We start from the raw sequence: 23,594 nt of genomic DNA on the forward strand, positions 1-23,594 counted from the left end.
CTCAAAATTATTCCATTTCCAGCTGCTTTAACCGCAGGCTGTCACCGCTCTCAACGCGCAGTTGGTGGCCGCCGCACTGTGGGCAACCTTCATCATGTTTTTCAATCTGCACGCTCATGCTGCAACTCCAGCACCAGGCGCGGGCCGGCTGGTAGTCCAGCAATAGCTGGCACCCCTCTGCCAGCGTATGGCGGGATGCCGAGGCGAAGCTGAAACGCAGCGCGTGCTCTTCAATACAGGAGAGCGCCCCAATTTCCAGCCACACCGCCGTCACCCGTTTAGCTCCGTGCTGCCGAGCCTGCTGCTCTATCAATTCCATCGTGCTCAGGCACAGGCTGATTTCATGCATCTACGCCGTTCTCTGTGACAGACCAAATAGCGCCCTGCGCCCGGGATTACTGGGGATGTTGCCATCCACCACCGGTAGCGAAAGCGCCATCCGCGCGCTCTGTTGTGCCAACGCCAGCGCCTGCTCGGCCCCCAGATGGCGATCCAACGGTGACATCAGTGAACAGGCCAGGTATTGCCCGCAACCCGCAATCTCACCGACGATAAACCGTACGCTGCCGCAAGGCAGATTCAGCGCCAACTTGTCCCCTACCGCATAGGGTTGCCAAGCCTGCTCAGGGCCGGGCAACACCAGCAGGCTAAGCATCCACGGCGTGAGAATGGTGCCGACCCACTGCCGTTCAAACAGCTGAAAGCCACAGGCGCGCACCGGGATTTGCGGTTGGAAAAACGGCAAATCCTGCATCTCACCGTCGGCGATCGCCTGAAAGGCGGTTTCCAACAGCGCGCTGGGGTTGAGCTGAAAACCGTTAGTCACAGTCTGCATTAGCCACCTCTTTTGGCTCCGCCACCACGCCGCTCTCTTGCAGCGCCAGCAACACTTGGGCCAACGCTGGCTCAATCGCCTGGCTGACCACGGCGCTCAGACCAATTCCGGGCTCCAGCGACTCTGGCACCACACCCACCAGGGTGAGCCGACGGGGAAACTCATCCGTCAGCCGCAGCGCCATCAGCACATCGGAAAGCCCCAGTTGATGGGGCGAAACCTTACGGGTAAACAGCGCCGGGATCTCTTCGTCATACAGCACGGCGACGCTGCCCGGTTTGGCACCGGTCAACACCGCATCCGCCACAATCAGATGATCGCGATCGGCCATCATTTCCATCAGTTCCATCCCCGAGGTGCCGCCGTCCAGCACCTCAACATGGGCCGGTAAGCGATAGCGCTGCTCAAGGGCTTCGACGATGCGCACGCCCACCGCTTCATCGCTCAACAACAGATTACCTATGCCTAATACCAATATTCTCATTACAGCACCTTGACCCTGGTCACTTCATTGCCAGTGGTGTCTACAATATGTACCGCACAGGACATGCACGGGTCGAACGAGTGGATAGTTCGCACCACCTCCAGCGGTTTGCTCGGATCGGCCACCGGCGTACCAACCAGCGAACGTTCGTAAGGACCGGGCTCATCGTTAAAGTTGCGCGGCCCGGCGTTCCAGGTTGAGGGCACCACCGCCTGATAGTTGGCGATCTTGCCGTCCTTGATCACCACCCAGTGCGACAATGCACCGCGCGGGGCTTCGATAAAGCCCACGCCCCGGATCTCACCGGTCAACGGAATATTCGGTGGGATAAAGGTTTCATGGTCGCCGCTGCCGATATTGCTCACCAACGCCTGCCACTGCTGGCCCAGGGTTTCATGCAGCACGCAGGCATGCACCGTACGCCCGACAATGCGGCCCAGGGTCGACGGCAGTTGATCGGCGGTTAGCGCTTTGCCGGTCAGGGCCTGGTAGTTACTGTTGACCTTGGCAAAATATTTCTGGGTTGGTGGATGCTCGGCTTGCAAGGTACACATCAGCCAGGCCAGCGGCCCCATCTCTACCGCTTTGCCGTAGAAGGTTGGCGCTTTTACCCAAGAGTATTTGCCATCTTCCTGCCAGCCGGTGTATTTAGGCCGGGTCAGCCCTTCCCACGGTGCCAGCGGTTCATCGTCCTGATACCAGGCGTGTTTACCGCTCTCCTGAATGCCCTTGATCAGATACTCATCGCGCTGGTTGGCGATCGGACGGAACTTGCCGTTCTCCAGATAGCCACCCGGCATCAGGAACTGGTCGCCTTTACGATCGATCGGCAGCTCCGGCACGCAGAGATAGCAGTCTGAGCCTTTGCCGAGGGTTAGCCACTCAGGGTAATGCGCCGCGATCACCGCGCTGTCCACCAGATAAACCTGCTCGATAAAGTCACCCAGGCGATCGATAAAGGTTTTCAGGTACATCAGCCGCTCGAGGTTCAGCACGCTAGGCGCATCGAGGTTGATCGGATTAGCCACCCCGCCCACCGCCAGGTTCTGAATGTGCGGCGTTTTACCGCCCAGTATTGCTACAACGCGGTTGGCATCACGCTGGCATTCCAGCGCCTGCAGATAGTGGGCAACGGCGATCAGGTTAATCTCCGGCGGTAACGCCATGGCCGGGTGCCCCCAGTAGCCATTGGCAAAGATGCCCAGTTGGCCGCTGGCGACCAGATCCTTGATCTTCTGCTGCACCCGGGTGAACTCGGCAGCGCTGTTCAACGGCCAGCTAGACAGGCCACTGAGCAAATCGGCAGCCTTCTGCGGATCGGCCTTCAGCGCAGAGGTCACGTCCACCCAGTCCAGCGCCGAGAGCTGATAGAAATGCACGATATGGTCGTGAATGCTGTGGGCGGCGGCAATGATATTGCGGATGTATTGGGCATTGACCGGGATCTCCATCCCCAGCGCATTTTCCACCGTCCGCACGGAGGCTAACGCGTGAATGGTGGTGCACACGCCGCAGATCCGTTGGACGATCATCCACGCGTCACGCGGGTCGTTACCTTGCAGGATCTCTTCCATTCCGCGCCACATGGTGCCGGAGGACCAGGCTTTAACCACCTTGCCGTCTTCGATTTCACAGTCGATGCGCAGGTGGCCCTCAATACGGGTGACGGGATCAATGGTGATGCGTTGGCTCATGCTCTACCTCTAACTGGTTGTTTTCATTCTTGTGTTGATGCGCAGGCAGCACCGGTAACAACCGGATCAACAGGATGTACGCACAAACTTCAATTGCCACAAAGCCGATGGAGATCAGCAGTTCGCTGGCCGTCGGGAAATAGTGGTAGCCATTGCCAGGGTCGTAGGCCAGCAACGCGTAATTCAGCCGCCAGAACGACGCCCCGCAGACCATGCTCAGCGCGCCGAGAAACAGCAGGCGTGAGTTGCGGCGATTACGCTTCCAGCGGAACATCACCAGCGGCACCAGCATCAACAGCGTTTCCACCCAGAACGAGATGGCAAAGCGATCGAGATGCCACAGATAGTCCGTTTTGCCGCGCCAGATCAGTTCCCCAAAGCGCAGCACAATAAACAGCAGTAAGAACCCATCGATGATGTAGGTCATGCGGGCAAACAGCGGCGTTTCCTCCGGCCCTTTCCCCCGCAGCCCGGCCTGCACCAGCGAGCCTTCAAATATCACTATCGAGAAGCCCAGGATCCCCGCCGTCAACAGCGAGAACAGCGGCAGCATTTCGTAGCTTTGCCACAGCGGGTGGATTTTGATCCCCGCTGCAATCATCAGCGATCCCATTGATGACTGGTGCATAGTTGGCAGCAATGCGCCAAGGGCGATCACCAGGAACATCACCTTGTTGAGCCGTTTGAGCGACACCTTCCAGCCCAGCCGCTCCAGCAGCGCCGGGGCAAATTCCAGCGCCACGATGCCCACGTAGATCGTCATACAGACCGCGGTTTCAAACAGCACCGACGAGGTGTTGAAATGGCCGGGAATATAGAAGTAAGGCAGGTTCCAGTAGCGGCCCACATCGATGGTGATCGACAGCCCGCCCAGCGAATAGCCGAACAGGCTGGCCAACAGCGCAGGCCGCACCAGCGGGTGATATTCCCCCCGGTTGAACACATACACCGCCCAGGCCAACGCCCAGCCGCCGCAGGCCAAACCGGTGCCCACCAGCAGATCGAATGCGATCCAGATACCCCAGGGGTAGCCGCCGTTCAGATCGGAGACATCGCCCAACCCCAACACCAGACGTTTGAGGATCAGCAACAGGCACAGCACCACAAAGGGTGCCAGCATCATCACCGGCCAGCTCACCAGCCGCCCGCCGAGTGGCTGCGTTTTATGCGTCGTCATGTTTATCTTCCTTCTTGTCCTGACGCTCGTTACGCTGGTTGCGCTGCACCAGGAAGGTGATCCCGGCCAGAGCGGCAAACGGCAACACCATACCTTTGTACAGCGTGTGCTGGATATGCTCGGAACGCGCACCGGTTGACAACGCCTCCAGCGCTGGCAAACCGAGATCCTCGAAAGGCACACCGGTCAGCACCAGCACCTGAGTTCCGCCGCCCTCATGCTCGCCATACAGATGCGGTTGGTAATGCGGCAGCGGATGTTCGTAATGGTCGTTGCCCTGTAGGGTTTGGCGCGGGTAACGGTAATTCTCACCGGGTTTGCTGGCCAGACGCTGTTTGGCTTCGGCCATTAACTGCTCGCGGGTGCCAAAGATCACCGCCCCGGTTGGGCAAACCTCGACACAGCCTGGCAGCCCGCCCTGATCCAGCCGGGCCACGCCTTTCTGGTTACAGAGCTCGCATTTGTGGATCTTGCCGAACGGGTTGTCGTAGTCGTATTTCGGCACGTTGAACGGGCAGCCCACCATGCAGTAGCGGCAGCCGGTACAGACATCCGGGTTGTAATGCACGATGCCGGTTTTGGCATTTTTATGCAGCGCCTGAACCGGGCAGACAGAAACGCAGTTGGGATCGACACAGTGCATGCACTGCTTTTTGATATAGGCGTAGCCGTTGTCCACCTGATCTTTGTGCTTGCCGTCTCCGCTGGTCCACACCTGAATAATGTTGTTGGTGTAAGGGCTGAGCTTATCGTTGTTAGACCAGGTCGCTTCGGTACCCGCGTAGGCATAGGTTTCCCCATGCGGTTCATCGGTATGGTTGATAAGTTGGCATTTGCTGACACAGGCCTGGCAACCCACGCACAGGGTCGAGTCATACAGCATGCCCAGCGAGTTGGGGATGGGCGGCTTGTTCTCCGGCCCTGCCTGCGCCGCAGGGGCAACCCCTGCCAGCATCGCGCCACCGCAGGTCAATTTTAGAAAGTTACGTCGATTCACGGCTTACTCCTTGCTTGGCGGCTGCTCGTCGTCTTTACGCTGCGTTTTCTGCTGCCGCCCCAGCTCTTTCACCGCCATCAGGCTGACACCGGCAACCAGGCCAACCACGCCGCCAAGCAATCCCATCGCCGTTGGGCTGACGTGGCCCCCTTCCGGACTGAGCACCTCGGGTTTGGCGTTTCGTGGGGTAGGATTTTCGACGCTGGCCAACTGGGCGATCCCTTTGGTAAAACCGATACCCTCCTCGTTACAGCCGTAGCAGGGGTGGCCGATCCCGACTGGCCAGATGCCACCGCCCACGTCGCAGAACTCCAGCGTTGAGCAGTTACCGTAGGTTTCTGGCCCCTTGCAGCCAAGGTGATACAGGCACCAGCCCTGCCGATGGCCTTCATCACCAAACTGTTTGGCGAAACGCCCGGCGTCAAAGTGCGGACGACGCTCGCAGTTTTCGTGGATCAGGCGGGCATAGGCGAACTCGGGGCGATTTTTCGCATCCAGCGCCGGTGGCCGTTGGTAGGTGATGATATGGGCCACCGTCGCCAGGAAGTTGTGCGGGTTGGGCGGGCAGCCGGGGATGTTGATGACGGTTTTGCCGGGTAAAATATCCTGCAGGCTGACCGCGCCGGTCGGGTTAGGTCCGCTGGCCGCGACGCCGCCCCAAGCGGCACAGGAGCCGATAGCGATCACCGCAGCGGCGTGCTCTGCCGCATTACGGATATGCTCAACGATCGGCTTACCGGCCACCATGCAGTAGACGCCGCCATCCTTCATCGGAATGGAGCCGTCGACCACCAGCACGTATTTCCCTTTGTATTGCTCAATCGCACGGTGCTTGTTTTCTTCCGCCTGTTCACCGAACGCAGCAGAGAGGACTTCGTGGTATTCCATGGAAACCACGTCAAGCAACAGGTTCTCGATCGTTGGGTGAGTGGCCCGTAACAAGGACTCCGTACAGCCGGTACATTCCTGAGCCCCGATCCAGATGACCGGTGGCCGCTGTGGCGAACCTACCGAGTCGGCTATTTCGGCGGCGGCTTTGGTGCTGAGCCCCATGGTGGCGGCCAGTGCCGCACATAACTTCATAAAATCGCGGCGATTCACGCCATCCCGGAAAAATGTTTGATTTTCCCTTATCATTATTATCTATCCCCTGTTGATGACCGACATGCAAGCCCGTAAACACAGTATGCGGGTGGTTAATATATTGTTATTTTCTGGCTACCCTGAGTTGATCTTTATCAACCTTTGCTGAGGTAACAGTTAATATTTGCGTAACATGAGAAAAATCGCTTCAGCAAAAAATATTTTTCTTGCATATTTATCTGGCTGGATTTATTCGCGCACGTATTTAAATAACAATAACTCTCATTGCCTTTTAAATTAAAAATCCTAACCCCGTTAAATAAGTCGCCAAGCAAACAACAAGAATAATAATGTATTCACATGCATCGTTTTGTAACAATTAATATCCCCCCTGCCTCAGCATAAGCTTTACGACACAATCAAGCGTGATGAGTATAGGAAAGCCCGGGGCAGGAAAACACGTAATATGCCGTTTTAGTTTATAATTTTATTGCAGAGTCATCAGCGGGGCCTTGCTTGGTAACGGTGTTGCGGGATGTCGACCTTTTACCGGGTTTTTCCTACTACTGCGACGGCTGGCGGGGATTGGTCATCATGCAATCCATCGTGAATTAGTCAATGAATGACTTTGCTAATCCCTCTGACTCGCGCGTACCGGGGGGCTTATGTTGCACGAGACCATAACAATATTGTATCGACGCTGGATTTAAATCATCAACCTCCCCTAATCCTGCCAACCAAATGTGCTATAGATTGAGTCCTTGGACTGAACATAGCGCTTGCTGTTTTGAAAAAAATGCAACCCACCCGCTTTATTCGCTTACGAAAAGCTAAAACTTGACCTCAAGCAAACTTCATCTGCCCCGCGCACGAGTATACTTATTAAGAGGTAATCTAATTATCAAGCTGAGAGATAACTTTGCATGGCTAATATTACCAATGCAACTTCATTAATGCAGACGGCTTTATTCGCTACAGGTTAGCACTTTTAATATATCACGCCACGGTTGCCTGGCTTAAAACGTCTTGCCAAGAAACATCATGTGTTAATAGCAAACCAGACATCAGGCGTTATCGGCACCGAAAATAGGCCAGCACAGGGAGCACTATCATGAACGATAACCACAACCCGGACCTGCTTCATCACCCGTTCAGCCGTCGTAAGCTAATCAAAACCGGCTCGGCTACCGGCTGTTTACTGGCCGCCACTTCGGGGCTGGTGCTGCCCTTCCATAAAATCGCTGCCGCCGAGCCGTTGCCAAATGCCCCACTGCCGGAAGACAAAGTGGTCTGGAGTTCTTGCACCGTAAACTGCGGCAGCCGCTGTGCGCTGCGCCTGCACGTGCGGGATGACGAAGTATACTGGGTGGAAACCGACAACACCGGCAACGACCATTATGGCAACCATCAGGTGCGGGCCTGCCTGCGCGGGCGCTCTATCCGCCGCCGTATGAACCACCCGGACCGGCTGAAATACCCGATGAAACGCGTCGGCAAACGCGGCGAAGGCAAATTCAAACGCATCAGTTGGGAAGAAGCGCTGGATACCATCAGCGGCCAGTTGAAGCACACCCTGGCGCAATACGGTAATGAAGCGGTGCACGTGCTGTACGGTACCGGGGTCGACGGCGGCAATATCACCAACTCCAACGTGCCTTATCGCCTGATGAACTCCTGTGGCGGCTTCCTCAGCCGCTATGGCAGCTACAGCACCGCGCAGATCACCGCCGCCATGCCCTATCTGTACGGCGCACAGCAGGGCAACAGCCCGGATGATATCGCCAACAGCAAGCTGGTGGTGCTGTTTGGCAATAATCCGGCGGAAACCCGCATGAGCGGTGGTGGCGTGACCTATTATCTGGAGCAAGCCAGAGCAATCTCTAATGCCAAGATGATTGTCATCGATCCGCGCTATACCGATACCGCCGGTGGCCGTGAAGATCAGTGGGTGCCGATCCGCCCGGGCACCGATGCTGCGTTGGTTGCGGGCATCGCCCACGTGTTGATCAGCGAAAACCTGGTGGACCAGCCGTTCCTGGATAAATACTGCGTAGGCTATGATGAAACCACTCTGCCCAGCAGTGCGCCAAAAAACGGCCATTACAAAGCCTATATCCTCGGCCAAGGTGACGATGGAATCGCCAAAACGCCAGAGTGGGCGGCTCGTATCACCGGGATACCGGCCAACACCATTATCCAACTGGCCCGCGAAATCGGCATGACCAAACCGGCCTATATCTGCCAGGGCTGGGGGCCACAGCGTCACGCCAACGGTGAACAAACCGCCAGGGCCATAGCCATGTTACCGATCCTCACCGGTAACGTCGGTATCAACGGCGGTAATACCGGCTGCCGCGAAGGCAGCTTCGATCTGGGCGTGGAATGGTTCGACATGCTGACCAACCCGGTACAGACCAAGATTTCGGTGTTTACCTGGACCGACGCCATCCTGCGCGGCCCTGAAATGACCGCCAAGCGTGACGGCATCCGTGGCAAAGACAAGCTGGACGTGCCGATCAAGTTTATCTGGTGCTATGCCAGCAATACGCTGATCAACCAGCATGGCGATATCAGCCGTACCCACCAGATCCTGCAAGACGACAGCAAATGTGAAATGATCGTCGGCATCGAGCACTTTATGACCTCTTCGGCCAAATACTGCGACATCCTGCTGCCCGATCTGATGCCAACCGAGCAGGAAGACCTGATCTCTCATGAGTCCGCGGGCAATATGGGCTACGTGATCCTGGGCCAGCCCGCCACCACTCGCAAGTTTGAACGCCGCCCGATTTACGAGATCCTTTCCGAGGTGGCCAAACGGGTTGGGCCACAGGCTGAAGCGACCTTCACCGAAGGACGCAACCAACAGCAGTGGATTGAATACCTGTGTGAGAAAACCCGCGAACGCAACCCGGAGATGCCAAGCTATCAAGAGATGAAAAGCGCCGGTATTTATAAGCGCAAATGCCCGGAAGAGCACGTGGTGGCCTTCAAGGAGTTCAGAGAAGATCCGCAGGCCAACCCGCTGAAAACGCCATCGGGCAAGATTGAAATTTATTCCGAACAGCTGGCGGAGATCGCTGCCACCTGGGAGTTGGCGCCAGAAGATGTGATCCACCCGTTACCGGTCTATGCCGCCGGATTCGAAGGTTGGGAAGATCCGCTGAGCAGCCAATACCCGCTACAGCTATTTGGTTACCACTACAAGGCCAGAACCCACTCCAGCTACGGCAACATTGACGTGTTGCAACAGGCCTGCCCGCAGGAGGTGTGGATCAACACGCTGGATGCGCAGGCGCGCGGCATCAAGAACGGCGATCGGGTGAAGGTCTTTAATGGTCGGGGCGAAACGCAGATCCAGGCGAAGGTAACGCCACGCATTATGCCCGGCGTCACGGCGATGGGCCAAGGTGCCTGGCTGGCGGCGGATATGTTTGGTGATAAGGTCGATCACGGCGGCAGCGTGAATATTCTGACCCACCATCGCCCTTCCCCGTTGGCCAAGGGCAACCCGCAACACACCAATCTGGTGCAGATTGTGAAGCTGTAGGTGGGTTTGGGGCTGGTTGCAGAAACCTGTTCGGCCTTGTGATGGCCCCTCACCCTAACCCTCTCCCACAGGGAGAGGGGACCGATCGAGTGTGTTTGAAATTATAGTGACTCACCTTGGCTGAGGGGGCGAACGCGTTTGTTGAGATTATCGCTTTATTGCCAAACGAGCAGGAGCTATCAGCTCCCTCTCCCTGTGGAATAGGGACTGATCGAGTGTGTTTTGGAATTATAATGGCTCACCTTGGCTGAGGGGGCGAACGCGTTTGTTGAGATTATCGCTTTATTGCCAAACGAGCAGGAGCTATCAGCTCCCTCTCCCTGTGGGAGAGGGTTGGGGTGAGGGAAAACAGCAACTCCTGAATTAAAAAATCGGCTAACAACACCACATCAGCCGTTCGCGTAAACCGAGCGTTTCTTCCGGGAAATTCTCCAGCACCGCTTTATAGCGTGGTGCATCCTGCGGGTAACCACGGATCGATTGCAGCAGCAGCCGCAGCGCGCTATCCCAGACAATCCCCTGCAAATCGCTGTACGGCCAAAGTTCCGGATCGGCGATAAACGGCACCAGATAGTCGATCCCCAGCTTGACGCTCCTACCGTCACGCACCTCGTTCCAGCGATCGAACTCCACATGCTCGGCATAACGGTTCAGCAACAGATGGGCTTCCAGGTTAAAGAGCGAATAGTGGAACGGCACCGGCCGCTCCAGCTCCATGGTCTGCTTGCCATCCTGGTCGATCTGCGCCGCCATCCGCTGGGTGATGCCCTGCTGGATAATCCGCGCCACCAGCCCTTTGTCACCATAAAACAGCGCGTTCACCGTGCGCTGTGCGTCATACCAGGTGCCGTGATTGTTGTGCCACACGTACTCGGAATGCCCGACCTCGCTGTGGTACATCCAGTGGTTAAAATCCCGGAACCACTGATGCAGCCCAATAATATCGTCGGTATCCAGCACGCCCGCCGGGCTGATCAGGCCAATGGTGTCGATCACCATCCACATCAGCCGCGTGTCGATAAGCCCCGTGCCACGCCCAGAAACAATCCCCGGTATCGCCTGGCCGTAGTTCAGGTGCGGGTTCATCAGGGTTTCGCCATTGAGAAACCAGCAGCGGATCTGTTCGGCGGCAGCCAGCGCATAGTTGCGCTGGCCGGTGAAGTACCAAGCCAACCCCAGGGTCAAACAGCGCTCGCACATGCGGATGATCCGCGTGGTGTCGGTATCATTATTCTGACACTGCGGATTGGTATGCCCATCACGCCGAATATAGGGCAACCCGTTGGGCCGCCGTGGGTTCGGCCACCAGTAAGTGCCCAGGCTGTAATAGTCATGAGGATCGCCGCTGACTGGCCGCAGCTTTTTGTTGACCACCGTTTCCAGCGGCTGCCTGCGCAGCTTGTCGGCATCGCTCACCAGTTGGCTCAAGGCAGCCTGTAGCGGCGAAAAAGGCTGCTGCAACCGACGTTGAGCACTCTCCAGGCAGCCGATGTCCAGGGTATACAGCTTCATCCATCCCTCCTGTTAACTGGCACGGTAAGGCACGCGCAGCCCGCTTGCGGCGTCAAAAATATGGATCCCGGCGAGCTTCGGCTGTAGCCAGACCGTCTCCCCTTCCTGCACATCAAGACGCTGCTTGAACACCGAAGTGAAGGCACCGCCGCCGGTGTCGCAAAACAACTGCATATCCGAGCCAGTATTTTCGATGACGGTAATGGTCGCCTGCAACGCCCCGTGCTGCTCGCTCTCGCCCACCACGTTAACCTGCTCTGGGCGAATGGCGTACACCACCTTTTGCCCTGCCTGTACCTGCAAGCCCGCAGGCAGGCGCAGATGCGAATCATCCGCCAGACGCAACAGAGTTTCATCGCCCGCTATCACAATTTCACCCTTTAACTGATTGATTTCCGGCGAACCAATAAACCCGGCCACAAACAGGTTAGCCGGACGATCGTACAGCTCCAGCGGTGTGCCAACCTGCTCAATGCGCCCATCGCGCAGCACCACAATCATCTGCCCCATGGTCATCGCCTCGATCTGATCGTGGGTGACGTAAACCGAGGTGGTTTTCAGGCGGCGGTGCAGCTCACGGATCTCACCACGCACCTGGGTACGCAGTTTGGCATCCAGGTTAGAGAGCGGCTCATCGAACAGGAATACCTGTGGGTTACGCACAATAGCCCGCCCCATCGCCACCCGCTGGCGCTGACCACCGGAGAGATCCTTCGGTAACCGATCCAGCAATACTCCAAGCCCAAGCAATTCCGCTGCATCTTCGACCTTGCGGTTAATCTCCGCTTTCGGCAGTTTGGCCATTTTCAGCGCGAAGCCCATGTTTTCCCGCACCGACATCTGCGGGTAGAGCGCGTAGCTCTGGAACACCATCGCAATATCCCGCAGTTTGGGCTCTACGTCGGTGACGTCCTTTTCATTTATCGCCACCGTACCGCCGGTGATCTCCTCCAGCCCGGCAATCATCCGCAACAGCGTCGATTTGCCGCATCCGCTAGGGCCTACCAACACGCAAAACTCGCCTTCCGGGATAGTCAGAGAGACGTCTTTGATGACGTGCACATCGCCATAAGATTTACAGACATTATTCAGTACCACGGAACCCATAGGTCGCTCCTTATCCTTTTACCGCGCCGGACATAATCCCGCGGTTGAAATGTTTTTGCAGGCCGAGATAAACGATGATGCTAGGCAGCATCGCCAGTAAGGTGATGGCAATAAAGATATTCGGGGTGATGCTCTCGTCGGTGCGCAGCGTGCCGAGGATCACCGGGATGGTGTTCAGGCTGTCGCGGTTGATGACGATCAGCGGCAGCAGATACTGGTCCCAGATCATGATGAAGCCGAAGGTCACCACCGTCCCCAGTGCCGGTTTCACCAGCGGTAAAATCACGTGGAAGAAAATCTGCCATTCGTTGGCCCCGTCGATGCGCGCCGCCTCCTCCAGCTCTTTGGGGATGGCGGCCATAAACTCGCTAAGCACAAAGATAGAGAACGCCCAGCCCACCACCGGCATGATCATGCCGAGATAGGTGTTGTAGAGCGAAGCGTCGATCAGCGGCAGCTTCCAGTTGATGATCATATACAGCGGAATGGCGATCACCTCTTCCGGCAGCATCATGGTGGAAAGGATCACCAGGCTGACCAGCGACACGCCAACGAACTTCTTACGTGCCAGCGCATAGGCTGCCAACGCGCTGACCGACACTTGCAAAATGGTGCCAAAGAACACCACCACCATCGAGTTCAACAGGTATTGCCAAACGCCAATGTCGTTCCAGGCAAAGATAAAGTTTTCCAGCGAAAACTGATTCGGCCACGCCAGCAGCTCCCCCGGTTTGACCGGTGCACCGCTGAACGCGGTGGCCACAATGCCCCAGAACGGGCCGACAAATACCACCAGCAGCAGGGCGTAAATCATCCAGCGGCCAAAGGTATCCCAACGTTTACCTGACATGAGGGCTCCTTAATAACGTGCGATGCGTTTTTTCAGCGTGAGATGACAGATGGTCAACAGCACGGTGAAGGTGAACAACAGGAACGACACCGCCGAGGCATAGCCGTAATCAAACTGCTCAAAACCGAGCTTGTAGATGTGCGTCATGATCATTTCGGTGGAGTTGGAAGGCCCGCCGCCGGTGGTGGCATACACTTCGGCAAACACGCGGAACCCACGGATAAAGGAGAGCATCAACACCACGGAAAGCGCCGGGATCATGCCTGGCAAGGTCACATAGCGCAGGCGGTTCCACCAGTTGGCACCGTCAACATTGGAGGCGTCATACAAATCGCGGCTGATACCGGCCAATCCAGCGATGAAGATCACCATGTTGTAGGGGATCGCCTTCCAGATATGCAGCAGCATGATCACCCACAGCGCCTGATCGGAACTCGCCAGGAACCCCTGATCGGCCACGCCAAACCAGCTCAACACCTGGTTCATCACGCCGTTGGGGGTCGGGTTGAACAGGATGCGCCACATTTCAGCGACGATGGCCGCACTGGTGACCGCCGGCAGGAAGATAGCGGTACGGATAAAACGCAAGTGGCGCGCCGGGCCTTCAAGCAACATGGCCAGGAAGAAAGCCAACACCGCCGCCACCACCATCGTTACGATGACATAGAGGAAGGTATTGAACACTGCCGCATGCAGTTCGGCATCCGCAAAGGCGCGGGAGAAGTTGGCAAACCCGACCCACTCGTTTTGTTGATTAAAGTTCACCTTGTAGAAACTCATCACCAGGCCTTGCAGCATTGGAATGAACTTGAACCAGGTAAAAATGATCAGGGCCGGGGCCAGGAAGATCCACGGCACCAGGTTCCGTTTCTGGCGGGAAGTTAACATCGTTATCATCGCTCTTTAGGATTAACAAGGCACCACACCACCGCGGTGCCCAGGAGGATCACTCAGCCAGCACTTGCTGTTTGGCCAGTTCGGCGTTGACCTTGTCGTTGCTGGATTTCAGCTCTGCAGCGATATCGCTGTTGCAGTCCGCCAGGATGCGGTTAAAGCCATCGGCAGTGATCTGGCGGATTGGCGTCCAGTTCGGCACCTGCGGCACATAGCGGCCCTGGTCGGTATACAATTTGGCAAAGGTGGCCCAGCGAGCATCGTCGTACACGGATTGGATATCGACCTGCTGGTTCACCGGCAAGCGCACCACCGGCATATTCTTGCTGCCCTTGCCCATGCCGATCTCTTGCCCTTCTTTTGAGATCATAAATTCGATGAACTGGCGGGCGGCCTCTTTCTTCTGGCTGCTCTTCATCAGGAACACCGAGGTCCCTTCCGCTAGCGTGGCCCCGCTCTGGGGTCCCTGCAGGGCGACCACTTCAAAGTTATCCTTGCCCGGATCTTTATCAAACAGCGCGATATGGTAAGGCCCGCTAAAGAACATGCCGGTCTGGCCGGAACGGAACGAAGGGATCACATCGGCGGTAGTGGCGTTGATGGCACCCGGCTGCACGACTTTTTCGCACAGCATGTTGCGCATAAACTGCAGGGTTTCTGCCGCCGCAGGCTCATCAAGCGAGGCTTTAAATTTGCCCGGCCCCGACTCACGGATAAAGTCACCACCGGCCTGCCACAGAAATGCACTCATAAACCAGCTGGCATAGCCACGGGTGGTGGACGCTGGCAGCAGAAAACCGTAGGTATCGTTTTTACCGTTGCCATCCGGATCTTGTGTGGTGAAGGCTTTGGCCAGCGTGGCCACGTCCTGCCAGGTTTTCGGCTGTGGCAGCCCCAGTTTTTCACGCCAGTCTTTACGCACAAACAGGGCGAAGGTCTGCGCAGAGGTAGGCACGCCGTAGTATTTGCCATCGGTATAGCGGGTACTTTCCCAGGCGATGGGATAGAGGTTGTCATGCCCGGCAATGCTCTTCGGCTCAATCTCCTCAACGATACCGAGCTGAATAAACTGCCCGATGGCGACCGCATCGTTGAAGATCAGATCCGGTAAGGCGTTCCCAGCAGCGGCACGGGCCAGGCGTTGTTCGAAATCGGTGGTGGCGTTGAAATAGTCAATCTTGATGCCGGTTTTCTTCTCGAAGGTTTCGGCCTCTTTAGTATAAATATTTTTTGAATCGTTACTGGCACGGATCCAAATATTAAGCGTTTCTGCTGCATAAGCCTGTGTGACGCTCAGGCCAAGCGCAGATAACAACAATAAGGATTTAATTTTGCTAACGGACATTTTATTCACATCCTTTTTTTAAGAGGTTTGATAATCACGAAAATGGAGTGAACCAGGGTATTGGGTATTTTAAATGAGTGCCCTGCCATTAAATCGAATGCCCTTTTTAAATACAACGCCATAAAATAGAAATCGTGTTTCAAAATTGAAAAATTTGCTATTGATCACAGTGAAAAGTGACTAAAAAAGTGACACCAACAATTAGTCATTTAAAAACAACCAATTACAAAACTCTAAGTATTGCGTAAAAAATCAAAAAACGTTGATAAAGGCGGTTTTTCGTGATCGATAGCGGGTTTTTAACCTCAATTTACGCTGAGGAGGTTAAATTTGATGCGTATCACAAAAAAATATCCTTCTTCTCTTACACTGCGCAATCATCATATTGAAACAATATTTCAATTTATAAAATCATTTTAATACTTAATCGTCTTAACCAGACATTGAGCTGGTAAATATTAAACACCTACAATTAATCACACTATCCTCAGATGGACGGACAAAATCATGCTGCCGATTAAAATGGCTTTATTACCCCGTTTACCCTTGCTGGCATTAACGATTGCTGCATTATTCCATACGGGCGGATCGTCTGCCGCCGAGGGGCACCCGCTGATCGTCAAGCTGGATGACTTGCAGTACAGCCAACAGCAGTTGGCGGCAAAAACCCCGGCATTTGTCGGTGCCTATAACAAGCTGCTCTCCTCTGCCGATCGTGCCCTCAAGCAGCCGCTCTACTCCGTCATGGACAAAAGCCTGACCGCCGCCAGCGGCGACAAGCACGACTATTACAGCTTCCCGCCTTACTGGTGGCCAGACCCAGGTAAAAAAGATGGGCTGCCCTATATCCGCAAAGATGGCGAAACCAACCCCGCTGCCAACAGCGATGCCACCGATAAAAAACGCCTGGTCGCCATGAGCAACGATGTCTCTAATCTGGCGTTGGCGTGGTACTTCAGCCAAAACCCGGCCTATGCGCAGAAAGCTCGCGAACAGCTGGTGAACTGGTTTATCAACCCGCAAACCCGCATGAATCCGAACCTGCAATATGCGCAGGCTATTCCGGGGATTAACGATGGCCGCGGCATTGGCCTGATTGACAGCCGCGCGCTGGTAGAGGTGATTGACGCCATCGAACTGCTGCGCCCGGCCAATGTCATCAGCGACAAAGAGTATCAGCAGCTCAAACAGTGGTACGGCGATTTCTACCGTTGGATGACGACCAGTCAGAATGGCTTTGAAGAGGACAACTGGCATAACAACCACGGCACCTACTTTGACCTACAGGCCGCCTCATTTGCTCTGTTCAGCGGCCAGCTCGCCGAAGCCAAACAACGCCTGCAAATCACCCAACTGCGGCGCATTGCCAACCAGTTTGATAATCAGGGCCGCCAGATGGCCGAACTGGAACGCACCCGCCCATGGCATTACAGCAACTTCAACCTTGAAGCCTACAACAAGCTTGGCCGCCTGGGAGAAGTCACCGGCGTTGATGTGTGGAACTTCAGCCTGGACGATCACAGCCTGCGCAAAGGCTACAGCTATGTTGCCGGGTTTGTGAACAGCGACACGCCATGGCCGTGGAAAGATATCGACAAAATGGATCACAAAAAAGCCTTGGTCAATATCGTCAGCGCCGCCCGCGCCTGGCCGGAAGACCCGGTATTTCGTGAAAAGGCACAGTGGCTGATGGCCAGCTATCCCGACGATATCACCACGCTGATTACCCCATTAAAACCTTAAGCTCCGGGAAGAAGGATCCACAGCTAATGAAGCAGTTCACCACGCAACAACTTATTGCGTTGCGAGATCGTGCGGCCAGGCAACCTTTGGTCATTGAGCATCTGCTGGCGGAGAACGCCGTGGTGCTCGATATGCCATTACAGGTGCCAGCTACCGCCGTCGCTACCTGGAATCTGTATTACTTTTGCCCGGATCACGGCGTACGGCTAGCCTGGCGGCACGACTCACCCAAGGTCCATTGCTGCCCGGTAGACGGGCGGCGCTTTAGCGGTGAGCCTTATGATGGTGCGTGGTGGCGCGAGATGAACGGCCTGAATGCCAAAGCCTGCCGCCAACTGGGGCTGTTGTGGCAGTTGACCGGTGAACAACGCTATCTGGCTAAGGTGCGCGATATTTTGCTGCGCTACGCCCAATTTTATCCAGACTATCAGGAGCACGGCGGCATCCCCTACAACGGGCCAGGCAAGATGAACGCCCAAACCCTGTGTGAAGCCAACTGCCTGCTCGACTTCACGCTAGGCTATGACTTTATCTGCGAGGCGTTAACTCAGGAACAACGTCATTTTATAGAAGAAAGATTGCTGCGCTGCGGTGCAGAGTTTCTGATGGCGCACCGCACGCCGCAGTTGCATAACCATGAGGTGAAGATTGGTAGCGCCATCGGCGTGCTGGGATTTATTCTGCAAGACGAGGCGCTGCTGGAGTTTGCCGTCGATCAGCCTTATGGGTTGCGCTATCAGCTTGAACACGGGTTGTTCGCTGAAGGGTTATGGTTCGAGGGTTCGATTCATTATCACTTTTATGCGCTGCAAGGGTTTCTGGCGTTTGAAAAGCTGGCGCTGGGCAGCCGCTGGAGCCTGCTGGCCGCGCCCTACTACCGAAAAATGCTCAGTTTCCCACTGCAACTGATAATGCCGGACGGCAGTTTTCCACGCATTAACGACTGCATTTATGGCCAGGAACGCCTCGATCACCACAATGTCTACGAATTTGCCTGGTCCTGCTATCAGCAAGAAGAGTATGCCGCCGCGCTACAGGCCATCTACCGTGATACTCCACGCACCAATATCGATGCGCTACTCTACGGGGCCGAGTTGCCAGAACAAGCGCTCAACGTGATCCCCCAACAGCATCTGCACGCGCCAGATTGCGGCCTCACCATCTGGCGCGATCCGGCACAACGGCGGGCATTGCTGGTGAAACACACGCCCTATGGCGGCGAACACGATCACTACGATCGCCTGAGCCTGATTTTGTTCGACCAGGGTAAGGAGATTTTGCCCGATCTCGGCACCACCGGTTATGGTGCACGGATGCACTACGCCTACTATAAAAACAGCGCCACCCATAATACGCTGACGGTCAATCAGGCTAATCAACCGCCAGCGATCCCGCAGGTGCGGCATTATCATCAGAGCGAGTCTTTTTGCTGGCTGGATGTGGAGGTCGATTGGCAGCAAAGCCCGCCGGAGTTGGATAGCCATACCCGGGTGGAATGGGATAGCCAGGCCTATCGCGATATTTGTTTCCGCCGCCGTTTTCTGTGGCTGCCGGGGGCGCTGATTGATATCAGCACTATCGCCAATCCGCATCACCAGCAGCTCGATTGGACGCTGCATCTGCAAGGTAAAGCGCTGGATGCGGTGGGCGAAAAAGCCCCCTTCAGCCAGCAGGGGCCGCTAACGGTAATGCACGATGCCCTGGTAACACCGTTGTTCAACAGCCAGCCGCGCCATTTTGCCACTTCCCGTAAAGGGCAGGCGCTGTGGCTGCATGGTGATGCGATGTTGTGGCAAGGCTATGCGCCTGCCAACCCGGCGGTGACCGATTTAAGCTATCTGACATTGCGCAGCCATCAACCGCAGGCGGAGTTTATTGGCGTATGGGATTTTGACGATCGGCAGCCAATAACCGATATGCATATCTGCCGGGACAACGGTGGTCTGCGTATTCAACTGCGGCGCGGAGAATTAATGCTGACGGTGGAGGTGAGCGACGGTAGCGACTCCCTACCGCAATGGCATACAACGCAAGGTGCGGTATGACTGCGATTTAACCATCAAAACCACGCCAAGGTTGGCCCCAAACTGATTAACCGTTATGGGGCCAATCTTTTGCCTTGATTAGGCTGGCAATCATTTTTCTTTCGACATTCTGGCCACTATCTTACGCACCGCGTTGTAAACCAGATCGACCAAACGGTAGCAACCTAAAGGTATGACGAAAATAAGGATTGCCTTAGTAAGCCATGAAGGGAGTTCGATAACAGAAACAGCTAAAATGCCAACGCAATAAAACAGAGGGTTAATAATGAAAAGCACAAGAACAAAAATCCATATGCTATATAAAAAAGTTGATTTTATCATCATTATATAACCCTCGGTTTAGGTGATGCGATATGTAACATGCCGGTATTAATTTTTAGCCATGAGTAACATTACCTACTACAACTGTTACCTGAACTCCCACCACAGCTGTTATTGCTACCCGTTCCGCCACCACCGCCATTACCTGTATTGACACAACCATTAATCCCGCCCAAGGCACCGAGAGCAGCACCTGCAGCTGCACCGCCAAGGCCACCTCGCGAACCGCCAATCGCCCCCGCGAAAGCGCCAGAGGCAAGACTACCGACACAATTGGCATCCATACCGGGAGATGAATTGCCGACAAAGCCATTGGCCTGCCCGCCATAGTTAGTGGACGCGCCTCTTCCCTTGTTGTTATTACGACCGCCGTTATCCGACCGATCACCACCATTGTTCCCTCGACCGCCAGAAATTTGATTAAGCATAGCATTATCAATAACTCTCATAGACAGCTCCTTTGTTAATTAATATAAACCAAGCTCGCTAGAAATTATTATTAACCCAGCGTAATTTAATATGCAATACATCATTTATTGGTGAATCAAGTAATATGTATAAATATAAAATCACTTATACGCATCACATCCCTCTGATTTACTTACCTTTCAGGTTTATTGCTCAACTTTGGAGAAAGCGTTTTACCTTGAAAATAAATCAAAGCCCACAGATGGTATTATGTGGACCTTTTATTTATTCATTTAAGCTTAAAAATAATGTTTTCGACAACGGACCGTTCTTCTCCGAGAGTTGCTCTGCTCACTCCTCCCCCTGCCGCCACCCGAGTCAGGGGGTACGCTGCAGAGGCTTACCATGACAAGTTTTACCTCCCCCTCACGTTGTACTCACGTCAAGACCGATTTAGAGCTCTCGTCATTTATTCGTCTATACTTGGTGGCAGGGGCTTTACCATTGAAGCCTTTCACCTGAAAAGTACCTTTTGCAGTTGCTTTAGCCTGATCATAACCACTTTTAATCCCTCGCATTAATACGGTTTTATTTGAAATCATGCACTCAACTAGTCACAAGGAAACAAACCATGAAGAAACTGATACTGGCTCTTTTCGCAAGCACATTCGCCTTCAGTACAGTCGCCGCAGAATTGATGGCAAAAGTAGATTTCGAAAAGGTGAAAGATCAATATGTTCACGTCGGCAGTATTTCCACCTCTGGCGAAACCTCGCAAGCTGATGCAAAAGAGGAGCTTGCCAAAAAAGCGGATGAAAAAGGTGGGGATATTTATGTGTTGACCTCGGCTAACACGGATAACAAAGTCCATGGTACGGCGGAAGTCTACAAGAAAAAGTAGCCTTGCTATTGAGTTAGCGTTAGCCATCCCGCAACGAAAATTGCCCTGACCTCTTCAAGGGCAATTTTTTTACGCTCATTCTGATGCCCCCTCTTCGAGAGTGGGCTGGTTCCGGTATAGCTAGTATCAACCTGATAATCTTATCCTTATCAATATGATAAATTATCGTCGCACTTCGTCTTTGCCATGCCGACATTGGTGCGTCCTCCCCCCTCTTTGACCACCAAAAACTATCACACCCCGCTATAAACCAGATTCACCTCACAAATCCCACATCCGGCTGATTTTTCAACCCATTATGGCCTGTAAGTTGCTGCTGTTGGCTATCGCGACTTTTTCTCTCACCGAGGAGAGCAAGATGCCTGTAGGAACCTCGCCCGAACGCGTCGATGCACAAGCCAAAGTCACCGGCCGGGCACGTTATACCGACGATATGAGCATGCCCGGTATGCGTCATGCCAAATATGTGCGTAGCCCGATTGCCCATGGTCTGGTTACACGTATCGACACCAGCAAAGCCCTGCAATTGCCGGGGGTTGAAGCCATATTCACCTATCAGGATGTTCCGCAGCACGGTTTTCCGACGGCGGGCCATGCCTGGTCATTGGATGCCAATAAGCGTGACGTAGCGGATAAACAGTTGCTGACCCAGCATGTACGCCATCACGGCGATGGTGTGGCGATCGTTGTCGCCTGCGACGCGTTAACGGCAGAGAAAGCCGCCATGCTGGTTGAAGTGGAATATCAGGAACTGCCAGTGATGACCACAGCAAAAACCGCGCTGGCAGCAGATGCACCGCTGTTACACGGCGGCAAAAGCAATCTGCTGAAACAACACCAGCTCAGCGGCGGCGATCCCGTGGCGGCATTGGCTGCGTCAGAGGTAGTGATCAAAGGCAACTACAGCACGCAGGTAGTGCAACATTGTCATCTGGAAGGGGTGACTTCCTACGCTTACATGGACGAGATGGATCGCATAGTGATTGTCTCCAGCACCCAAATTCCCCATCTGGTACGCCGTGTGGTAGGCCAGGCGCTGGATCGGCCATGGTCATCCATCCGGGTGATCAAACCTTATATCGGCGGCGGGTTCGGCAATAAGCAGGACGTCTTGGAAGAGCCGATGGCTGCATTCCTGACCTGGAAACTCGGCGGCGTGCCGGTCAAGGTTGAACTGAGCCGCGAAGAGTGCTTTTTGGCATCTCGTACCCGTCACTCGTTCTCCATCAGCGGTAAGATGGGCATTAACCGCGACGGCATCCTGCAAACCTATAGCCTGGATGTGCTCTCCAATACCGGAGGGTATGCTTCTCACGGCCACTCCATTGCCTCCGCCGGGGCCAATAAAATCGCCTATTTGTATCCGCGTATCGCCTTCGGCTACCAAGCCACCACCTTTTATTCCAACCTGCCGAACGCCGGCGCCATGCGCGGCTACGGTGCACCACAGGTGACCTTTGCCCTGGAATGCATGATTGACGAAGCCGCCGCCCAACTGGGGATGGATCCGCTGGAACTGCGGCTCAAAAACGTCGCCCGCCTGGGGGATGTCAACCCGCTCAATCACAAGGAGATCAAGAGCGCCGGGATTATCGAGTGCCTGCAAAAAGGTCGGGAACTGTTTGAGTGGGATGCCCGCCGTGCCGCCTGCCTGAACCAAAGTGGCCCCATCCGCCGCGGCGTTGGCGTGGCCTGCCTGAGCTATGCGTCCAATACCTATCCAGTTGGCGTCGAGATTGCCAGCGCCCGGCTGTTACTGAACCAGGATGGCACCGTCCATCTGCAAGTCGGCGCGACGGAAATTGGCCAGGGATCGGATACCGTGTTTGCACAAATGGCGGCGCAAACCATCGGCGTGCCCTTCTCTTCCATCTACGTCATCTCCAGCCAAGACACCGATATTACCGCCTACGATCCCGGTGCCTTCGCCTCGCGGCAAAGCTATGTTGCAGCCCCTGCCATCCGCCAGGCCGCTACAGAGTTGCGTACCAAGATCCTGACCCATGCAGCCTATATGTGCAGCCAGCCCGAATGGGCGCTAGATGTGATCAACGGCGAGGTGGTGCTGAAGGAGATGCCGGAAAAAGTGTTGTGCTCGGTGCAAGAGGTCTCCATGAGCGCCCATTACGATCAGGAGGTCGGCGGGCAGATAATGGCCGAGGTTTCCTGCAAAACCCGCAGCAATCCGCCCGCCTTTGGCTGCACCTTTGTTGACCTCACCGTCGATATTGAGCTGTGTAAGGTCACCATCAACAAGATCATTAATCTGCACGATTCCGGCCAGATCCTTAACCCACTGCTGGCAGAGGGCCAGGTGCATGGCGGCATGGGAATGGGCATCGGCTGGACGTTGTTCGAAGAGATGATCATCGACGAGCAAAGCGGCATCGTGCGCAATAACAATCTGCTGGATTACAAGTTCCCTACCATTCTCGATCTGCCAGAGTTGGGCTGTGCGTTTGTCGAAACCTATGAGCCGCAATCCGCCTATGGGCACAAGGCGCTGGGTGAGCCGCCGCTGATCTCTCCCGCCCCGGCGATCCGCAACGCCATCTGGATGGCAACCGGCGTGAAGATAGATGAGTTACCACTAACGCCCAAAACGCTCTATCGCTATTTTTCGCAAGCGGGCCTGATCGAGTAACTGG

At 55.1% G+C, this 23,594-nt stretch carries 18 protein-coding genes; 5 read left to right on the forward strand and 13 right to left on the reverse strand.

The genetic code is table 11. The annotated features are described in order from the left end of the window. Positions 1–7: 7 nt before the first annotated feature. From hypA to hybO, 7 genes are read right to left on the reverse strand one after another with little or no spacing between them, the layout of a single operon-like run. Complete coding sequence (gene hypA, locus ACX9GU_RS16330) at positions 8–349, reverse strand: hydrogenase maturation nickel metallochaperone HypA (protein WP_473192228.1); 342 nt, start codon at positions 347–349, stop codon at positions 8–10. After that, a complete protein-coding gene (gene hybE, locus ACX9GU_RS16335; protein ID WP_473192229.1) occupies positions 350–835 on the reverse strand; it encodes a hydrogenase-2 assembly chaperone in 486 nt (161 codons plus the stop codon). After that, positions 819–1,319 (reverse strand): HyaD/HybD family hydrogenase maturation endopeptidase, encoded by a 501-nt coding sequence (locus ACX9GU_RS16340; RefSeq protein WP_473192230.1) that lies wholly within the window; start codon positions 1,317–1,319, stop codon positions 819–821. The genes hybE and ACX9GU_RS16340 overlap by 17 nt, the downstream gene beginning before the upstream one ends. Continuing rightward, the gene (gene hybC / locus ACX9GU_RS16345) at positions 1,319–3,013 is read right to left on the reverse strand and encodes a hydrogenase 2 large subunit (protein WP_024528473.1); all 1,695 of its coding nucleotides are present in this window, start codon (positions 3,011–3,013) and stop codon (positions 1,319–1,321) included. The genes ACX9GU_RS16340 and hybC overlap by 1 nt, the downstream gene beginning before the upstream one ends. Next, positions 2,991–4,190 (reverse strand): Ni/Fe-hydrogenase cytochrome b subunit, encoded by a 1,200-nt coding sequence (gene hybB / locus ACX9GU_RS16350; RefSeq protein WP_021804782.1) that lies wholly within the window; start codon positions 4,188–4,190, stop codon positions 2,991–2,993. Before hybB ends, hybC begins: the two co-directional genes overlap by 23 nt. Continuing rightward, positions 4,177–5,187 carry a hydrogenase 2 operon protein HybA gene (gene hybA / locus ACX9GU_RS16355; protein ID WP_473192231.1) on the reverse strand — a complete coding sequence of 337 codons (1,011 nt, stop codon included), beginning with the start codon at positions 5,185–5,187 and terminating at the stop codon, positions 4,177–4,179. Before hybA ends, hybB begins: the two co-directional genes overlap by 14 nt. Before the next feature lie 3 nt (positions 5,188–5,190). Continuing rightward, a complete protein-coding gene (hybO, locus tag ACX9GU_RS16360; RefSeq protein ID WP_447888723.1) occupies positions 5,191–6,324 on the reverse strand; it encodes a hydrogenase 2 small subunit in 1,134 nt (377 codons plus the stop codon). A 1,057-nt stretch (positions 6,325–7,381) separates the two neighbouring features. Here hybO and ynfF point away from each other — a divergent pair. Next, the gene (gene ynfF / locus ACX9GU_RS16365; RefSeq protein WP_473192232.1) at positions 7,382–9,820 is read left to right on the forward strand and encodes a selenate/tellurate reductase subunit YnfF; all 2,439 of its coding nucleotides are present in this window, start codon (positions 7,382–7,384) and stop codon (positions 9,818–9,820) included. Positions 9,821–10,195: 375 nt separating this feature from the next. On the opposite strand, the gene ACX9GU_RS16370 is transcribed toward ynfF, so the two are convergent. The 5 genes from ACX9GU_RS16370 to ACX9GU_RS16390 are packed head-to-tail and all read right to left on the reverse strand — an operon-like array spanning position 10,196 to position 15,528. Then, complete coding sequence (locus ACX9GU_RS16370) at positions 10,196–11,332, reverse strand: alginate lyase family protein (protein WP_473192233.1); 1,137 nt, start codon at positions 11,330–11,332, stop codon at positions 10,196–10,198. 12 nt (positions 11,333–11,344) lie between these two features. Then, on the reverse strand, positions 11,345–12,439 hold the full coding sequence (locus tag ACX9GU_RS16375; protein WP_473192234.1) for an ABC transporter ATP-binding protein: 1,095 nt from the start codon (positions 12,437–12,439) through the stop codon (positions 11,345–11,347). A 10-nt stretch (positions 12,440–12,449) separates the two neighbouring features. Then, positions 12,450–13,289, reverse strand: coding sequence for a carbohydrate ABC transporter permease (locus ACX9GU_RS16380; protein WP_473192235.1), 840 nt, complete (start codon positions 13,287–13,289; stop codon positions 12,450–12,452). A 9-nt stretch (positions 13,290–13,298) separates the two neighbouring features. Then, the gene (locus ACX9GU_RS16385; protein ID WP_071680567.1) at positions 13,299–14,186 is read right to left on the reverse strand and encodes a carbohydrate ABC transporter permease; all 888 of its coding nucleotides are present in this window, start codon (positions 14,184–14,186) and stop codon (positions 13,299–13,301) included. Positions 14,187–14,235: 49 nt separating this feature from the next. Further along, positions 14,236–15,528 (reverse strand): ABC transporter substrate-binding protein, encoded by a 1,293-nt coding sequence (locus ACX9GU_RS16390; protein WP_473192236.1) that lies wholly within the window; start codon positions 15,526–15,528, stop codon positions 14,236–14,238. Between the two features lie 522 nt (positions 15,529–16,050). On the opposite strand from ACX9GU_RS16390, the gene ACX9GU_RS16395 reads away from it, so the two are divergent. Together ACX9GU_RS16395 and ACX9GU_RS16400 are read left to right on the forward strand one after the other, a co-directional pair. Then, entirely contained in the window at positions 16,051–17,271 is a 1,221-nt protein-coding gene (locus tag ACX9GU_RS16395; RefSeq protein ID WP_473195199.1) for an alginate lyase family protein, read from the forward strand. Positions 17,272–17,297: 26 nt separating this feature from the next. Further along, complete coding sequence (locus ACX9GU_RS16400; RefSeq protein ID WP_473192237.1) at positions 17,298–19,316, forward strand: heparinase II/III domain-containing protein; 2,019 nt, start codon at positions 17,298–17,300, stop codon at positions 19,314–19,316. A gap of 392 nt (positions 19,317–19,708) precedes the next feature. On the opposite strand, the gene ACX9GU_RS16405 is transcribed toward ACX9GU_RS16400, so the two are convergent. After that, positions 19,709–20,086, reverse strand: coding sequence for a hypothetical protein (locus ACX9GU_RS16405; protein ID WP_473192238.1), 378 nt, complete (start codon positions 20,084–20,086; stop codon positions 19,709–19,711). A 590-nt stretch (positions 20,087–20,676) separates the two neighbouring features. Here ACX9GU_RS16405 and yahO point away from each other — a divergent pair. Beyond that, entirely contained in the window at positions 20,677–20,946 is a 270-nt protein-coding gene (yahO, locus tag ACX9GU_RS16410; protein ID WP_422528849.1) for a DUF1471 family periplasmic protein YahO, read from the forward strand. A 358-nt stretch (positions 20,947–21,304) separates the two neighbouring features. Continuing rightward, positions 21,305–23,590 (forward strand): xanthine dehydrogenase molybdenum-binding subunit XdhA, encoded by a 2,286-nt coding sequence (xdhA, locus tag ACX9GU_RS16415; protein WP_473192239.1) that lies wholly within the window; start codon positions 21,305–21,307, stop codon positions 23,588–23,590. Positions 23,591–23,594 lie beyond the last annotated feature (4 nt).

Source organism: Serratia sp. K1WW1 (assembly GCF_055790865.1).

What these genes read in the sequence shown, in the direction of transcription:
- hypA (WP_473192228.1), bottom strand. Translation starts at nt 349, where the DNA reads ATGCATGAAATCAGCCTGTGCCTGAGCACGATGGAATTGATAGAGCAG.
- hybE (WP_473192229.1), bottom strand. Translation starts at nt 835, where the DNA reads ATGCAGACTGTGACTAACGGTTTTCAGCTCAACCCCAGCGCGCTGTTG.
- ACX9GU_RS16340 (WP_473192230.1), bottom strand. Translation starts at nt 1,319, where the DNA reads ATGAGAATATTGGTATTAGGCATAGGTAATCTGTTGTTGAGCGATGAA.
- hybC (WP_024528473.1), bottom strand. Translation starts at nt 3,013, where the DNA reads ATGAGCCAACGCATCACCATTGATCCCGTCACCCGTATTGAGGGCCAC.
- hybB (WP_021804782.1), bottom strand. Translation starts at nt 4,190, where the DNA reads ATGACGACGCATAAAACGCAGCCACTCGGCGGGCGGCTGGTGAGCTGG.
- hybO (WP_447888723.1), bottom strand. Translation starts at nt 6,324, where the DNA reads ATGATAAGGGAAAATCAAACATTTTTCCGGGATGGCGTGAATCGCCGC.
- ynfF (WP_473192232.1), top strand. Translation starts at nt 7,382, where the DNA reads ATGAACGATAACCACAACCCGGACCTGCTTCATCACCCGTTCAGCCGT.
- ACX9GU_RS16370 (WP_473192233.1), bottom strand. Translation starts at nt 11,332, where the DNA reads ATGAAGCTGTATACCCTGGACATCGGCTGCCTGGAGAGTGCTCAACGT.
- ACX9GU_RS16375 (WP_473192234.1), bottom strand. Translation starts at nt 12,439, where the DNA reads ATGGGTTCCGTGGTACTGAATAATGTCTGTAAATCTTATGGCGATGTG.
- ACX9GU_RS16380 (WP_473192235.1), bottom strand. Translation starts at nt 13,289, where the DNA reads ATGTCAGGTAAACGTTGGGATACCTTTGGCCGCTGGATGATTTACGCC.
- ACX9GU_RS16385 (WP_071680567.1), bottom strand. Translation starts at nt 14,186, where the DNA reads ATGATAACGATGTTAACTTCCCGCCAGAAACGGAACCTGGTGCCGTGG.
- ACX9GU_RS16390 (WP_473192236.1), bottom strand. Translation starts at nt 15,528, where the DNA reads ATGTCCGTTAGCAAAATTAAATCCTTATTGTTGTTATCTGCGCTTGGC.
- ACX9GU_RS16395 (WP_473195199.1), top strand. Translation starts at nt 16,051, where the DNA reads ATGGCTTTATTACCCCGTTTACCCTTGCTGGCATTAACGATTGCTGCA.
- ACX9GU_RS16400 (WP_473192237.1), top strand. Translation starts at nt 17,298, where the DNA reads ATGAAGCAGTTCACCACGCAACAACTTATTGCGTTGCGAGATCGTGCG.
- ACX9GU_RS16405 (WP_473192238.1), bottom strand. Translation starts at nt 20,086, where the DNA reads ATGAGAGTTATTGATAATGCTATGCTTAATCAAATTTCTGGCGGTCGA.
- yahO (WP_422528849.1), top strand. Translation starts at nt 20,677, where the DNA reads ATGAAGAAACTGATACTGGCTCTTTTCGCAAGCACATTCGCCTTCAGT.
- xdhA (WP_473192239.1), top strand. Translation starts at nt 21,305, where the DNA reads ATGCCTGTAGGAACCTCGCCCGAACGCGTCGATGCACAAGCCAAAGTC.